Raw genomic sequence first — 12,673 nt, 5'->3', positions numbered from 1 at the left:
ATTTTGACGACTCATCGCTTCCTTTTTGCTAAAATAAAAGAGTATTAGTTTAGAAAGTTTCGTGTAAATAGAGAGCGATTAAACGAATAATGTGTTGAAAGCAGGTGCACAAATGGGAAGAACTATTGCCATTGCGAATCAAAAAGGCGGCGTTGGGAAAACAACCACATCTGTAAATTTAAGCGCATGTCTGGCTTATTTAGGGAAGAAAACGCTTCTGATCGACATCGACCCTCAAGGAAATGCTTCCAGCGGGGTAGGAATCAACAAGAAGGAAATAGAAGGCTGTATTTATGATGTATTAATCGAAGACGAGCCGATGAAATCCTATATTCATGAAACAAAAATTGAAAATTTATGGATTGTTCCAGCTACTATGTCCTTGGCTGGTGCGGAAATTGAGCTTGTATCAGCCATTTCACGTGAAGTCCGGCTAAAGCGGGCACTCGATGAAGTAAAGGGCGGTTTTGACTACATTATTATTGATTGCCCGCCTTCATTAGGGCTCCTGACGATTAATGCGTTGACCGCTGCCGATGGTGTATTAATCCCTGTACAGTGCGAGTATTATGCGTTAGAAGGTCTAAGTCAGCTATTATCGACAGTACGTCTCGTCCAAAAACATTTAAATAAGGAGCTCGTTATTGAAGGAGTGCTGCTCACTATGCTAGATGCGCGCACAAATTTAGGCCTGCAGGTAATTGAAGAAGTAAAGAAGTATTTCCGCGAAAAGGTGTACAAGTCGATCATCCCGCGTAATGTTCGGCTGAGTGAGGCGCCGAGTCATGGAAAACCGATTATTTTATATGATGTGAGGTCACGGGGAGCAGATACGTATACAGAGTTAGCAAGGGAAGTGATTAAAAATGGCTAAAGGATTAGGAAAAGGAATCAGTGCATTTTTTCCTGAAGAATCCATACATAGCGATAATACGGTAGAGTATATCGTTGTAAACAAATTGATCGTCAACCCATATCAGCCTCGTAAAATTTTTAAGGAAGAGGCACTGGAAGAGCTGGCTGAATCAATAAAGGAGCATGGTATCATTCAGCCGCTTGTCGTAAGGAAATCAGGTAAGAAATATGAGATTATTGCAGGTGAGCGGCGGTTCCGCGCTGCTAAGATAGCTGGTTTAAAGGAAGTGCCAGCCATCATTAAAGAGATGACGGAACAACAGATGATGGAGATCGCGATTTTGGAAAACCTGCAGCGTGAAGATTTAACCCCCGTTGAAGAAGCAGAAGCATACAGCAGTTTAATTGAAAAATTAAACTTCACACAAGAGGAGCTGGCAAAGCGTCTAGGGAAGAGCCGGTCACATATTGCCAATCATATACGCCTGCTGCAGCTGCCGGAAGAAGTACGCCGTTTTATTAATGAAGGCAAACTATCAATGGGACACGGCCGTACATTGCTTGGGTTAAAAAATAAGGAAAGCATCAAAGAGATTGCTGACCGTGTTATCACCCAAGGATTGAATGTAAGGCAGGTGGAGGCGCTTGTACAACAATTAAATACTCATGTTTCACATGGAACAAAAGAAAAGCCAAAGAAGGATGTATTTGTGCAAGCTACAGAATCTCATCTGCGGGAGTATTTTGGTACAGGTGTTCAAATAAGAAAAAATAAAAACAAAGGGAAAATTGAAATCGAATTTTATTCAGAGGATGACTTAGAGCGTATTTTAGAAATCTTGAAGGTTCAAATAGATTAAATGGAGAGCTCTCACATAAGAGGGCTCTATTTTATTGGAAGAGGAGCTTATTCATGGTTTTACTCGGATCATTGTTAAATGCATTATTTATAATTATAGGGGCACTTTTCGGCAGACTTTTTCAAAATATACCGGAAAAGATGAAAGAAACAGCGCTGTCCATTATCGGTCTTGCCGTAGCGGTGCTTGGTATCCAGATGGGCTTTGGAAGCAGCAATTTTGTTATTGTTATTATTAGCCTAGTAGTCGGAGCAGTAGTAGGGGAATGGCTAGATCTAGAGCGCTGGTTCAACCGCTTTGGCCAACAGATTGAAAAGGTGATAGAAAGAAATTCAAACAAGAAAAGCAAAGGTTCCATTGCAGAGGGATTTGTGACCGCTACATTAATTTTTGTCATTGGCTCTATGGCCATTATTGGAGCTCTCGACAGCGGTCTTCGCCATGATCATGCCGTCCTTGTTACGAAAGGAATTATAGACGGCTTCACAGCTGTTATTCTTGCTTCTACATTAGGAATCGGTGTGTTGCTATCTGCTTTTCCTGTCCTTATTTACCAGGGAGCGATTGCTCTGTTAGCAGGAGTGATCAGTACATACATTCCGGAAGCTGCCCTTGATCTATTCATTCAAGAAATGACAGCGACAGGCGGCGTCATGATTATGGCAATTGGTCTTAATATTGCAGGACTAACGAAAATTCGAGTAGCCAATTTGCTGCCGGGTATTGCGGTAGTCGGAGTGATTGTTGCCATATTGTTTATTTTTTAGTAAATGACGCTGCCAGGCAAGAGTCAAAGAACGGGCAATCGTCATACTCATCGAGTGTGTCACATGTAAGCGCGTATTTTGCAGTACCATCGCTTCCATAAAGCCACCAACATTTACTACTCCTTTAATAGAAAGATCACCGATTGGCGGCAATTCTTTTTTTACTGCCTTTCCAGGATAAAGAGCTCCATCTTTTACAATGATGGAGCCAATGGAGCCCTCTTCACCAAGGCATGCATCAATTGCTACAATAAAAGGATAAGGAGTGCTTGTTTCAAGTTCCGCTTGTGTTTCCAATAAATTAAGCGCATGAACCGGTGTCTCAAGTGTCCCAAGAACTTTGAACGGGAAAGCGTAATCTTGAATCAGCTGATTGCCAACAAGTGGGCCAAGAGCATCTCCTGTAGACCGATCTGTCCCAATACAGCAAAAGATCAGCTGTTCATGGTCAAAGGGGATATGTTGTAAGAACAGTTCACTTAGTTGCCAAACGGCACTTGTTTTTTCATAATGAATAACATAGTGAAATGCCGGGATTGGTTGCATACAATTACCTCACTTTAATATAGGATTTTTTTATTTTCTTAATAAGAGTCCGTTTTATTTAGGCAGTATATTCAAATTTGGACATTGTTATACAAGAGGTGGTAAATATGGAAGAAAAAACAGCAGATGATTTGAAAGGCCTGCAACGGTTAACGGAGAAATTTTGGGATTATTTGAAAAGTGAAGATTTATGGAATTTCATCATTGTAGCATCGGTGAAAATTACTTTTATAATGATAGTTTCTTATTTAGTAGTACTGGTCGGAAATAAATTAATAGAAAAGTTTTTTGCTATTCGTATGAGGGCGCCGCTGCGTTATTCAGAGCGCCGTCAACGGACGATTTTGAAGCTTTTGCAAAATGTCCTCTCCTATTTAGTTTATTTCTCGGCGATTATAGGGATTTTATCGGCGCTGAACATTCAGGTAGCGGGTCTTCTTGCAGGAGCAGGGATTGCATCTGTTGCTATCGCCTTTGGAGCGCAAAGCTTAGTAAAAGATGTCATTAGCGGATTTTTTATTATTTTTGAGGACCAGTTTGGGGTAGGCGATTATATAAAGCTGACCCCTGCGGAAGGAACAGTGATGGAAATCGGTCTCCGAACAACGAAGATTACGGGTACATCAGGAGAACAATATATCATCCCTAATGGTTCAATTGGAGCCGTCATCAATTATTCAGTCAATGATACTTCAACCTTTGTAGATTTCGTCGTGCCGACAACAGTGGATCTATCTGAAATTGAAAAGAAGGTAGAAGCTTATTTAAAAAATCTTTTTGATGAATACGACGAGTTAACGAAGGTGCCGGTTCTTGCAGGCGTGCAAAACTTCAGTCCAGAGGCGGTAACACTCCGTATTAAAATTAAAACTGTATCGATGCAGCATACAAAAATGGCCGGGATTATACGCCGTGATTTATTGACATTACTTGAAGAGTACGATGTAAAGGTGGAGGGAGAATAATGGAAGTAAAGAAGTTTGAATTGAATGATATTGTAGAGATGAAAAAGCAGCATCCTTGCGGGACAAACGCCTGGAAAATTATCCGTATGGGTGCAGATATCCGTATTAAATGTCAAGGGTGCGGTCATAGTGTTATGATTCCTCGCCGGGAATTTGAAAAGAAGATGAAAAAGGTCATTAAACCAGTAAGTGAAGCCTGATTAAGGGGCCATTAGACTTTTTAAGGCCGAATCAATATAATAGATAAGGCTATACGAAAAGCTATTACGTATATAAGTTGAAATTCTTGCATTTAGAAGCATGCAAATGCTTTTAGAAGAATTTAATTCAATATATATAAATAAAAATGAGCAAAAAAATTTGAAAATCACTTATTGAACATAGAAAGGTTGTGTCCATCCATGGCATTAACAGCTGGGATTGTCGGATTGCCAAACGTAGGTAAATCCACATTATTCAATGCAATTACAAAGGCAGGGGCGCTCGCTGCCAACTATCCATTCGCAACAATTGATCCAAACGTAGGGATTGTAGAAGTACCGGACGTGCGTTTAGATAAATTAACAGAATTAGTCACACCAAAGAAAACAGTTCCAACTGCTTTTGAATTTACGGATATCGCCGGGATTGTAAAGGGAGCTTCAAAAGGAGAAGGCCTTGGGAATAAGTTCCTGGCTCACATTCGTGAAGTAGACGCAATCTGTCAGGTAGTACGCTGCTTTGAGGATGAAAATATTACACACGTAGCAGGGTCAGTTAATCCAATTGACGATATCGAAGTCATTAATTTAGAGCTGATTTTAGCAGATATGGAATCAGTAGAAAAACGTTTGCAGCGTGTTTCTAAAATGGCGAAGCAAAAAGATAAAGAGGCTTTAATTGAGGAACCGGTACTGCTGAAAGTAAAAGAAGCACTTGAAGCTGAAAAACCGGCGCGTGCCGCAGACCTTTCAGAGGATGAAATGAAAGTTATCAAGGGTCTCCATCTGCTAACGATTAAGCCTATGCTTTATGTAGCAAATGTATCAGAAGATGAAGTGGCCGATCCGGCTAATAATAAGTATTTAAAAATGGTACAAGAATACGCAGCAAATGAAGGTTCTCAAGTCATCGTTGTTTGTGCGAAAGTAGAAGAAGAAATTTCTGAGCTGGATGATGAAGAAAAAGCAATGTTCCTAGAAGAACTGGGCATTAAAGAATCAGGTTTAGATCAGTTAATTCGTGCTTCGTACAATCTGCTTGGTCTGGCGACTTATTTCACAGCCGGCGTACAGGAGGTTCGTGCATGGACATTCCGCAAAGGAATGAAGGCACCGCAATGTGCAGGAATCATCCATACGGACTTTGAGCGCGGCTTCATCCGTGCGGAGACAGTGTCTTATGACGACTTAGTGGCTGCAGGCTCTATGGCCGCTGCAAAAGAAGCAGGCAAGGTACGCCTTGAAGGAAAGGAATACGTTGTACAAGACGGCGATGTTATGCTGTTTAGATTTAACGTATAATCATAATCAACTAAGCCGATTCACATAAAGTGAATCGGCTTTTCTTATTTTTCGTATACGTAGAGTTTTGGTTCTTTGGGGTCATCTTCAATTTGGGCATCATTTGGGAATTTACGCAGCTCTCTGTACATTGCAAAATCACCAACAGCACCTGCTATCAAAAAAGCCCCAACTAGAATAACGGTATAGTTGCTGAGCCAAAAACCAATCAGTACAGGAATGACACCTGTTGTCCAGAAAGGAAGCAGAAGCGCTTTTTTCATGGCAGCATTCGAAATACGCTCGGTAGTGGTTGCATAGGCGATACCCTTTTCTAAATCAATACCATACGATAACGAACGAATCGGGACTTTGCCAAAAATAACAAAGCCTAATAAATGAAATGCCTCATGCAAAATAATGAGCAAAATATAATAGAGAACAAATAAAATGGTCGATAGGATGATGGAGCTGAAAGAAAGATCAAATTTCTGCGGCTGCATGGCAAAGTGAAGACTGACCAGCAGTATACTAACGATTACCGTCCAAATAATATTTTGCTTGATCACTTTCGGCAGATCTAACTGGATAACATATGGCTGCATAAAAGTACCTCCTCCATAGTGAAAATTATAAAGGAAAGCACTTGTAAATGGAAAAGTCTATGATAAAATAAGAATATATGTTCCTATATTAAACATTTAGTTTCTCTATTACTACTACTTTAATGTTGAACATCCAATCTATCTATGTTACAATTCATTGATGTGAGTAATACATGTTACTTACTCCTTGCTCCCGCATAGACGGAGAGCCCAAGTCCATAAGGAGGTGCACAATAGATGAGAAAGTATGAATTAATGTACATTATTCGCCCGAACATTGAAGAAGAAGCGAAAAAAGCTTTAGTAGTTCGTTTCGACGAAATCTTAACTTCAAACGGCGCTGAAATCATCGAGTCTAAAGAGTGGGGCAAACGTCGCCTTGCTTACGAAATCAACGACTTCCGCGAAGGTTTCTACCAAATCGTGAAAGTAAACGCTGATTCTCAAGCAATCGATGAGTACACTCGTTTAGCTAACATCAGCGAAGACATTATCCGTCATATCGCTGTACGCGAAGAAGAAAAATAATTTTTGAACAACATGCTGAAATGAGGAGGTTGAATACGGATGATTAACCGTGTCGTATTAGTTGGAAGACTTACGAAGGATCCAGAGCTTCGTTATACACCGAGTGGCGTTCCAATGGCACGCTTTACAGTTGCTGTAAACCGTCCATTCTCGAACCAGCAAGGCGAAAAAGAAGCTGACTTCATCGGTTGCATTGCTTGGCGAAAGCAAGCTGAAAACTTGGCAAACTTCATGAAAAAGGGAAGTTTGATCGGAGTAGAAGGTCGTATTCAAACGGGCAGCTTTGAAGGACAAGATGGTAAGCGCGTTTATACAACAGATGTCGTTGCAGACGCTGTGCAGTTCCTAGAACCGCGCGGAGGCAGCAATGCTTCACAAAATATGCCAAACCAGCAGTACGGGGGAGGAAATTATGGAGGCGGCCAGCCGTCTTATAATAATCCACCGCAACCGCAATTTGGCGGCGCTCCTCAAGATTCGTTTGGTTATCAGCAAAATCAACCACCTCAGAATCAGCAAAATTATACACGTATGGATGAAGACCCATTTGCAAATAGCAAAGGGCCGATTGAAGTATCAGAGGATGATTTACCATTCTAATTGCTTCACATCCACTCAATAATAATTAAAGGAGGACAACGCTAATGGCACCACGTCGCGGAGGCCGCAAACGCCGTAAAGTTTGCTACTTCACTTCAAACAACATTACGCACATCGACTACAAAGATGTAGATCTTTTAAAGAAATTCATCTCTGAGCGCGGTAAAATTTTACCACGTCGCGTAACTGGCACAAGTGCAAAGTACCAACGTAAATTAACTTCTGCAATCAAAGTTGCTCGTATTATGGCATTACTTCCATTCGTAGCAGAAGATAAATAAGATGATTAAACCCGGGAAATCTTTTGATTTCACCGGGTTTTACTTTTATATAGGAAATATGGATGTTTAAGGGGAAGGAGAGAAAAAATAGCCGTTAGTTTCTAGATATCCACATCAAGCTATATTTCTCCTGAAAGTTTTGGTAATAGCAAACAACATGCTTCTTTTCCAAATGCTTATTAAAGATAGGCAGGCACTACAGTCTATTTGCTGTTTCCAGGCATGCCGTTGTAAAAGAAAAGGAAGAAAAAATGGAATCATTTGTTCTATTTCAGTTTTTGTTTGTCTACGTAAAAGATGGTACAATAGAGAAAGTGAAAAAATGCTTTGACTGATAAAAAGGAAGGTTTTTATGCCGAATAATCAAACAAAAGCAATGACGCAGGGCGCGATGATGATTGCTTTATTTTTAATCTTACTGACACTTGCCTTTTATGTGCCGGTAATCAATTTATTAGCTTTCGTTTTTGCCCCGCTTCCTCTTGCCTGGTTTAGTGCTACCTATAACCGGAAATTAGCAATTGGTATAAGCTTATTAGCTGTTGCTGCAAGTATTCTAATAGGTAATTTACTCATTGTCCCGCTTGCTCTCATTCTGGCCATTGTCGGGTTGGTTATGGGAGATTGTTTACGGGAAAAGAAAAGTAAGATTTATTTATTGATGGCGACGGGAACGGCGGTTCTTCTTACTTTTGCGCTTCAATTTATCCTATTAGTGCATTTCTTAAATGTAAATTTTATTGAAAAGAGTATGCAATTAGCCCAGGACACGTACAGTGAGTCGCTGGAATACTCCGCGCAAATTACAGGCGGAGAGGCACAAATGGAAGAACAGCTGAAGCAAGCGTTCGATATGATGGAAATGGCGCTGCCGGCAACTATCACGATTTCTATCTTTGTACTTGCCTTCATTTGGCTGCTTGTCCTCTTGCCTATTTTGAAAAGATTAAAGGTGGAGGTGCCAAAGTTTCCTCCATTTCGTGACATGCGTCTGCCACGTGCAATATTATGGTATTACCTGATCGTTTTATCGATCAATTTATTTGTACAGCCGGAGTATGGCTCAGCGTTTTATGTAGTGATGCTGAATTTATCGATCATCCTTTGGGTATTGCTAACAGTACAGGGGATTTCACTTATCCACTTTGTTATTGATGCATTCCATTACCCTCGCTTTTTAAAGGTTCTGGCAACTATTGTTGCGGTTCCGATGTATTCCTTTGTCGTGCTAGTAGGTATTATCGATTTGGGCTTTAATTTACGAGAGTGGATTAAGGCAAAGAGTGAAAAATGAGGAGCTGATCAAAATGGGTATTTTCAGGAAACGCTCAATCCGATATCCGCTTTTGTATTTATCGGTCTTATCGATAGTTACAGCTGCCTTACTATTCTATATAAACATATGGGTTGGTTTTGGATATATAGCTGTTGCAGGTGCACTTCTGTATTACGGCTGGAAGGTTGAAAACGTCGTATATATAGAGACGGAGAAGCATATTGAATCGCTTTCCTTCCGCTTGAAAAAAGTAGGGGAAGAAGCGTTTTTACACATGCCATTTGGTATTATACTGATTGATGACCAGTATAAAATCGAATGGGCTAATCCTTTTATGCTTGATGCGGCAGAATCGGAAAGTTTAATTGGAGAAGAAGTTTTTAAGCTATCAGATGGGCTGATGGCTATTTCAAAACCTGAGGAATTGAGGGAACTTACGGTAACGTTAAGGGATAGGAAATATCGTGTGTATTCAAAGCCGGAAGAGAGGCTTTTATATTTCTTCGATATTACAGAACAAGTAGAAATCGAAACGCAGTATTATGCCGACCGTACCGTTCTGGCTATTTTATTTATTGATAACTATGATGAAATTACCCAGGCGATGGATGATCAGACGCGCAGTATGACAAATTCTACTGTTACCTCGATTGTAAACGAATGGGCAGCTGAATACGGTATTTTTGTTAAACGGGTGTCCTCAGACCGTTTCTTGGCTGTTTTGAATGAATCTATTCTAGAGGAATTAGAGCAAAAGAAATTCTCTATTCTTGATCATATCCGTGAAAGAACAATGCAGAAGAACTTATCACTAACACTGAGTATTGGTGTAGGTGCTGGTTCGCCATCATTAACCGAGCTTGGGGAACTTGCACAGTCCAGCCTGGATTTAGTACTTGGACGCGGCGGTGACCAAGTGGCGATTAAACAGCCGGACGGCAAGCTGCGTTTCTACGGGGGAAAAACAAACCCGGTAGAGAAGCGGACGCGTGTGCGTGCAAGGGTCATATCCCATGCTTTACGGGACTTGATCCAAGATAGTGACCAAGTGTTTGTCATGGGGCACAAAAATCCGGATATGGACTCTGTCGGTGCAGCAATCGGTGTGCGTAAAATGGCAGAGATGAATAAAATAGAAGGTTATGTCGTAATAAACTTCCAGGAGTTAAATGGAAGTGTACGGCGCTTGATGGACGAAATAGAAAAGAATAATAATGACCTGTATAGCCGCTTTATTTCACCGGAAGAGGTACTGTCCCGTATTACCCATAAATCCTTGCTTGTTATAGTGGATACGCATAAACCAGCTATGGTGATTGATAGTACGCTGCTTAACAGGACTGAAAAAGTTGTCATCATTGACCATCACCGTAGAGGAGAAGACTTCATAGAAAACCCTACACTTGTTTATATGGAGCCGTATGCATCTTCTACAGCTGAGCTTGTGACAGAGCTGTTAGAGTATCAGCCCAAAAATACAAAAATTACGGGATTGGAAGCTACATCCTTATTATCCGGCATCATTGTCGATACAAAGAGCTTTACGTTGAGAACCGGAGCCCGTACATTTGAAGCTGCCTCCTATCTCCGAACACACGGAGCAGATACGATTTTAATTCAGCGGCTATTAAAAGAAGATATAGATACGTATATCGAACGTTCCAAACTCATCCAAACGGTTGACTTTGTACGGCCTGGCATTGCTGTGGCACATGGGGATGACAGTAGAATTTATGATTCTGTGCTGATTGCTCAGACAGCGGATATTCTACTGACAATGAAGGATGTTTCCGCTTCATTCGTCATTGCCCATCGACAGGATGGCCTGATCGGTATCAGCGCCCGTTCACTTGGAGAAGTGAATGTTCAGCTGGTAATGGAGAAGCTTGGAGGCGGCGGTCATTTAACGAACGCGGCTACCCAGATGGAAGCCAATTCGATAGGGGAAGTAAAACAATACTTAACAAATGCTATTATAGAAGTACTTGAAGGGAGTAATGAGTAATGAAAGTAGTGTTTCTAAAAGATGTAAAAGGTAGAGGGAAAAAAGGAGAGATTAAAGAAGTGGCGGAAGGATACGCACGCAACTTCTTAATCAAAAACGGCCATGCAGTGGAGGCTACAAATGCTGCATTAAGCCAGCTGCAGGGGCAAAAACGTTTAGAAGAAAAAAATGCTGCAGCTGAATTACAGGCGGCAAAAGATTTAAAAGAAAAGATTGAAAAGCTTGAAGTAACAGTTAAGGCAAAATCAGGTGAAGGCGGCCGTCTTTTCGGATCCGTTTCTACTAAGCAAATTGCCGATGAGCTTCAAAAGGCGCATGGCATTAAAATCGATAAACGCAAAATGGATTGCAATGAAGGTATCCGTTCTTTAGGATATACAAATGTACCAGTGAAACTTCATCATGAAGTGAAAGCAACACTTAAAGTACATGTGATTGCAGAGTAAGGAGTAAACAACAATGAACGAATCCATGATGGACCGCGTTCCACCGCATAACCATGAAGCAGAACAATCGGTTATTGGTGCTATCTTCCTTGAACCTCAAGCCCTGATTACAGCGTCTGAAATTTTAATGCCAGATGATTTCTATCGTACCGCGCATCAGAAAATTTTCCAGACGATGCTACGTTTAAGCGATCAAGGAAAAGCGATAGATGTTGTGACAGTGACAGAGGAGCTCTCGGCTAAGAAAGAGCTGGAGGATGTAGGCGGGCTCTCGTATTTATCAGAGCTTGCAAACGCCGTACCAACAGCTGCGAATATTTCGCACTATGCCAAAATTGTAGAAGAAAAATCTATCTTACGCAGGCTAATTCGCACCGCTACGAAAATTGTAGAGGATGGCTATACACGTGAAGATGAAGTCGAGGCACTGCTTTCAGAAGCCGAGAAAAAGATGATGGAAGTAGCCAACCGCAAAAATGCGGGGGACTTCAAGCATGTAAAGGACGTACTTGTTCAAACATATGATAATATCGAAAAACTTCAAGCACGTGAAGGAGAAATAACAGGGATCCCTACCGGATTCCGCGATTTAGATAGTATAACAGCGGGCTTTCAACGAAACGATTTAATTATCGTGGCTGCACGTCCTTCTGTAGGGAAAACGGCCTTTGCCTTAAATATAGCCCAAAGTGTAGCGGTAAAGGCCCGAGAAAACGTCGCCATTTTCTCTCTTGAGATGGGCGCTGATCAGCTTGTTATGCGTATGTTATGTGCAGAGGGAAATATCGACGCACAGGTGCTGCGGACAGGCGCTCTTCAGGAAGAGGACTGGCGTAAGCTGACAATGGCTATGGGGAGCCTATCCAATTCAGGCATCTTCATTGACGATACGCCAGGTGTACGAGTGAATGAAATTCGGGCAAAATGCCGCCGTCTAGCCCAGGAACAGGGCCTCGGGATGATTATGATTGATTATTTGCAGCTTATTCAAGGAAGCGGAAAACCAGGCGAGAACCGTCAACAGGAAGTATCAGAAATCTCCCGCTCACTAAAAGGACTAGCCCGTGAGCTGAAGGTACCGGTCATTGCGCTTTCGCAGCTTTCCCGGGGGGTAGAGCAGCGGCAGGATAAACGCCCAATGATGAGTGACTTGCGTGAGTCAGGAAGTATCGAGCAAGATGCCGATATCGTAGCGTTCCTTTACCGGGATGATTACTATGATAAGGAATCAGAAAGTAAAAACCAAATCGAAATCATCCTTGCGAAGCAGCGTAATGGTCCTACCGGGACAGTTACCCTTGCATTCAAAAAAGAGTTTAATAAGTTTCTAGATGTGGATTGGTCGCAAGTAGCTCCTCCACCAGCATAAGAGAAAAAATAATATAATAAAAACACGAACATTAAAAAAATACTAGATTTTTATGTTCGTGTTTTTTTATTGACGTAAAGGAAATTTGG

Annotated in this window: 15 protein-coding genes; 13 read left to right on the top strand and 2 right to left on the bottom strand. The window is 41.4% G+C overall.

Going from position 1 to position 12,673, the window contains the following annotated elements:
- The first annotated feature begins 112 nt into the window (after positions 1 to 112).
- The 3 genes from BOD01S_RS18460 to BOD01S_RS18450 are packed head-to-tail and all read left to right on the top strand — an operon-like array spanning position 113 to position 2,482.
- Positions 113 to 874: a ParA family protein gene (locus tag BOD01S_RS18460; protein WP_036152174.1), complete on the top strand. Its 762-nt coding sequence runs from the start codon at positions 113 to 115 to the stop codon at positions 872 to 874.
- On the top strand, positions 867 to 1,715 hold the full coding sequence (locus BOD01S_RS18455) for a ParB/RepB/Spo0J family partition protein (RefSeq protein WP_036152172.1): 849 nt from the start codon (positions 867 to 869) through the stop codon (positions 1,713 to 1,715). The genes BOD01S_RS18460 and BOD01S_RS18455 overlap by 8 nt, the downstream gene beginning before the upstream one ends.
- A 53-nt stretch (positions 1,716 to 1,768) precedes the next feature.
- Entirely contained in the window at positions 1,769 to 2,482 is a 714-nt protein-coding gene (locus tag BOD01S_RS18450) for a DUF554 domain-containing protein (RefSeq protein ID WP_036152170.1), read from the top strand.
- Here BOD01S_RS18450 and yyaC read toward each other — a convergent pair.
- Positions 2,402 to 3,028 carry a spore protease YyaC gene (yyaC, locus tag BOD01S_RS18445; protein ID WP_036152168.1) on the bottom strand — a complete coding sequence of 209 codons (627 nt, stop codon included), beginning with the start codon at positions 3,026 to 3,028 and terminating at the stop codon, positions 2,402 to 2,404. The two genes, BOD01S_RS18450 and yyaC, sit on opposite strands and share 81 nt — an antisense overlap.
- Positions 3,029 to 3,135: 107 nt before the next feature.
- Between yyaC and BOD01S_RS18440 the strand changes: the two genes are divergently transcribed.
- From BOD01S_RS18440 to ychF, 3 genes are all read left to right on the top strand, one after another.
- On the top strand, positions 3,136 to 3,993 hold the full coding sequence (locus BOD01S_RS18440; protein ID WP_233153162.1) for a mechanosensitive ion channel family protein: 858 nt from the start codon (positions 3,136 to 3,138) through the stop codon (positions 3,991 to 3,993).
- Positions 3,993 to 4,193 carry a DUF951 domain-containing protein gene (locus tag BOD01S_RS18435; RefSeq protein WP_036152166.1) on the top strand — a complete coding sequence of 67 codons (201 nt, stop codon included), beginning with the start codon at positions 3,993 to 3,995 and terminating at the stop codon, positions 4,191 to 4,193. Before BOD01S_RS18440 ends, BOD01S_RS18435 begins: the two co-directional genes overlap by 1 nt.
- A 201-nt stretch (positions 4,194 to 4,394) precedes the next feature.
- Positions 4,395 to 5,495, top strand: a complete 1,101-nt coding sequence (gene ychF, locus BOD01S_RS18430) for a redox-regulated ATPase YchF (RefSeq protein WP_036152164.1) — start codon at positions 4,395 to 4,397, stop codon at positions 5,493 to 5,495.
- 44 nt (positions 5,496 to 5,539) lie between these two features.
- On the opposite strand, the gene BOD01S_RS18425 is transcribed toward ychF, so the two are convergent.
- On the bottom strand, positions 5,540 to 6,079 hold the full coding sequence (locus tag BOD01S_RS18425) for a DUF3267 domain-containing protein (RefSeq protein ID WP_036152162.1): 540 nt from the start codon (positions 6,077 to 6,079) through the stop codon (positions 5,540 to 5,542).
- A 237-nt stretch (positions 6,080 to 6,316) separates the two neighbouring features.
- Between BOD01S_RS18425 and rpsF the strand changes: the two genes are divergently transcribed.
- The 7 genes from rpsF (at position 6,317) to dnaB (ending at position 12,584) form a co-directional block, all read left to right on the top strand.
- The gene (gene rpsF / locus BOD01S_RS18420) at positions 6,317 to 6,607 is read left to right on the top strand and encodes a 30S ribosomal protein S6 (protein ID WP_036152160.1); all 291 of its coding nucleotides are present in this window, start codon (positions 6,317 to 6,319) and stop codon (positions 6,605 to 6,607) included.
- A 39-nt stretch (positions 6,608 to 6,646) separates the two neighbouring features.
- Positions 6,647 to 7,207, top strand: coding sequence for a single-stranded DNA-binding protein (gene ssb / locus BOD01S_RS18415; RefSeq protein WP_036152158.1), 561 nt, complete (start codon positions 6,647 to 6,649; stop codon positions 7,205 to 7,207).
- A gap of 44 nt (positions 7,208 to 7,251) precedes the next feature.
- On the top strand, positions 7,252 to 7,488 hold the full coding sequence (gene rpsR, locus BOD01S_RS18410; protein WP_036152155.1) for a 30S ribosomal protein S18: 237 nt from the start codon (positions 7,252 to 7,254) through the stop codon (positions 7,486 to 7,488).
- Positions 7,489 to 7,840: 352 nt separating this feature from the next.
- On the top strand, positions 7,841 to 8,782 hold the full coding sequence (locus tag BOD01S_RS18405) for a YybS family protein (RefSeq protein WP_036152153.1): 942 nt from the start codon (positions 7,841 to 7,843) through the stop codon (positions 8,780 to 8,782).
- A 13-nt stretch (positions 8,783 to 8,795) separates the two neighbouring features.
- Positions 8,796 to 10,769 carry a DHH family phosphoesterase gene (locus BOD01S_RS18400; RefSeq protein ID WP_036152151.1) on the top strand — a complete coding sequence of 658 codons (1,974 nt, stop codon included), beginning with the start codon at positions 8,796 to 8,798 and terminating at the stop codon, positions 10,767 to 10,769.
- Entirely contained in the window at positions 10,769 to 11,215 is a 447-nt protein-coding gene (rplI, locus tag BOD01S_RS18395; RefSeq protein WP_036152149.1) for a 50S ribosomal protein L9, read from the top strand. Before BOD01S_RS18400 ends, rplI begins: the two co-directional genes overlap by 1 nt.
- Before the next feature lie 13 nt (positions 11,216 to 11,228).
- The gene (dnaB, locus tag BOD01S_RS18390) at positions 11,229 to 12,584 is read left to right on the top strand and encodes a replicative DNA helicase (protein ID WP_036152147.1); all 1,356 of its coding nucleotides are present in this window, start codon (positions 11,229 to 11,231) and stop codon (positions 12,582 to 12,584) included.
- The last annotated feature ends 89 nt before the right edge of the window (positions 12,585 to 12,673 follow it).

It is taken from the genome of Lysinibacillus odysseyi 34hs-1 = NBRC 100172 (genome assembly GCF_001591965.1).
GTDB classification, from domain to species: domain Bacteria; phylum Bacillota; class Bacilli; order Bacillales_A; family Planococcaceae; genus Lysinibacillus_B; species Lysinibacillus_B odysseyi.
The sequence above is the reverse complement of the archived record's forward strand: the minus strand, read 5'-3'. Positions and strand labels throughout refer to the sequence as shown.

What these genes read in the sequence shown, in the direction of transcription:
- BOD01S_RS18450 (WP_036152170.1), top strand. Translation starts at nt 1,769, where the DNA reads ATGGTTTTACTCGGATCATTGTTAAATGCATTATTTATAATTATAGGG.
- BOD01S_RS18400 (WP_036152151.1), top strand. Translation starts at nt 8,796, where the DNA reads ATGGGTATTTTCAGGAAACGCTCAATCCGATATCCGCTTTTGTATTTA.
- dnaB (WP_036152147.1), top strand. Translation starts at nt 11,229, where the DNA reads ATGAACGAATCCATGATGGACCGCGTTCCACCGCATAACCATGAAGCA.
- yyaC (WP_036152168.1), bottom strand. Translation starts at nt 3,028, where the DNA reads ATGCAACCAATCCCGGCATTTCACTATGTTATTCATTATGAAAAAACA.
- BOD01S_RS18440 (WP_233153162.1), top strand. Translation starts at nt 3,136, where the DNA reads ATGGAAGAAAAAACAGCAGATGATTTGAAAGGCCTGCAACGGTTAACG.
- BOD01S_RS18405 (WP_036152153.1), top strand. Translation starts at nt 7,841, where the DNA reads ATGCCGAATAATCAAACAAAAGCAATGACGCAGGGCGCGATGATGATT.
- ssb (WP_036152158.1), top strand. Translation starts at nt 6,647, where the DNA reads ATGATTAACCGTGTCGTATTAGTTGGAAGACTTACGAAGGATCCAGAG.
- ychF (WP_036152164.1), top strand. Translation starts at nt 4,395, where the DNA reads ATGGCATTAACAGCTGGGATTGTCGGATTGCCAAACGTAGGTAAATCC.
- BOD01S_RS18455 (WP_036152172.1), top strand. Translation starts at nt 867, where the DNA reads ATGGCTAAAGGATTAGGAAAAGGAATCAGTGCATTTTTTCCTGAAGAA.
- BOD01S_RS18435 (WP_036152166.1), top strand. Translation starts at nt 3,993, where the DNA reads ATGGAAGTAAAGAAGTTTGAATTGAATGATATTGTAGAGATGAAAAAG.
- rpsR (WP_036152155.1), top strand. Translation starts at nt 7,252, where the DNA reads ATGGCACCACGTCGCGGAGGCCGCAAACGCCGTAAAGTTTGCTACTTC.
- BOD01S_RS18460 (WP_036152174.1), top strand. Translation starts at nt 113, where the DNA reads ATGGGAAGAACTATTGCCATTGCGAATCAAAAAGGCGGCGTTGGGAAA.
- rplI (WP_036152149.1), top strand. Translation starts at nt 10,769, where the DNA reads ATGAAAGTAGTGTTTCTAAAAGATGTAAAAGGTAGAGGGAAAAAAGGA.
- rpsF (WP_036152160.1), top strand. Translation starts at nt 6,317, where the DNA reads ATGAGAAAGTATGAATTAATGTACATTATTCGCCCGAACATTGAAGAA.
- BOD01S_RS18425 (WP_036152162.1), bottom strand. Translation starts at nt 6,079, where the DNA reads ATGCAGCCATATGTTATCCAGTTAGATCTGCCGAAAGTGATCAAGCAA.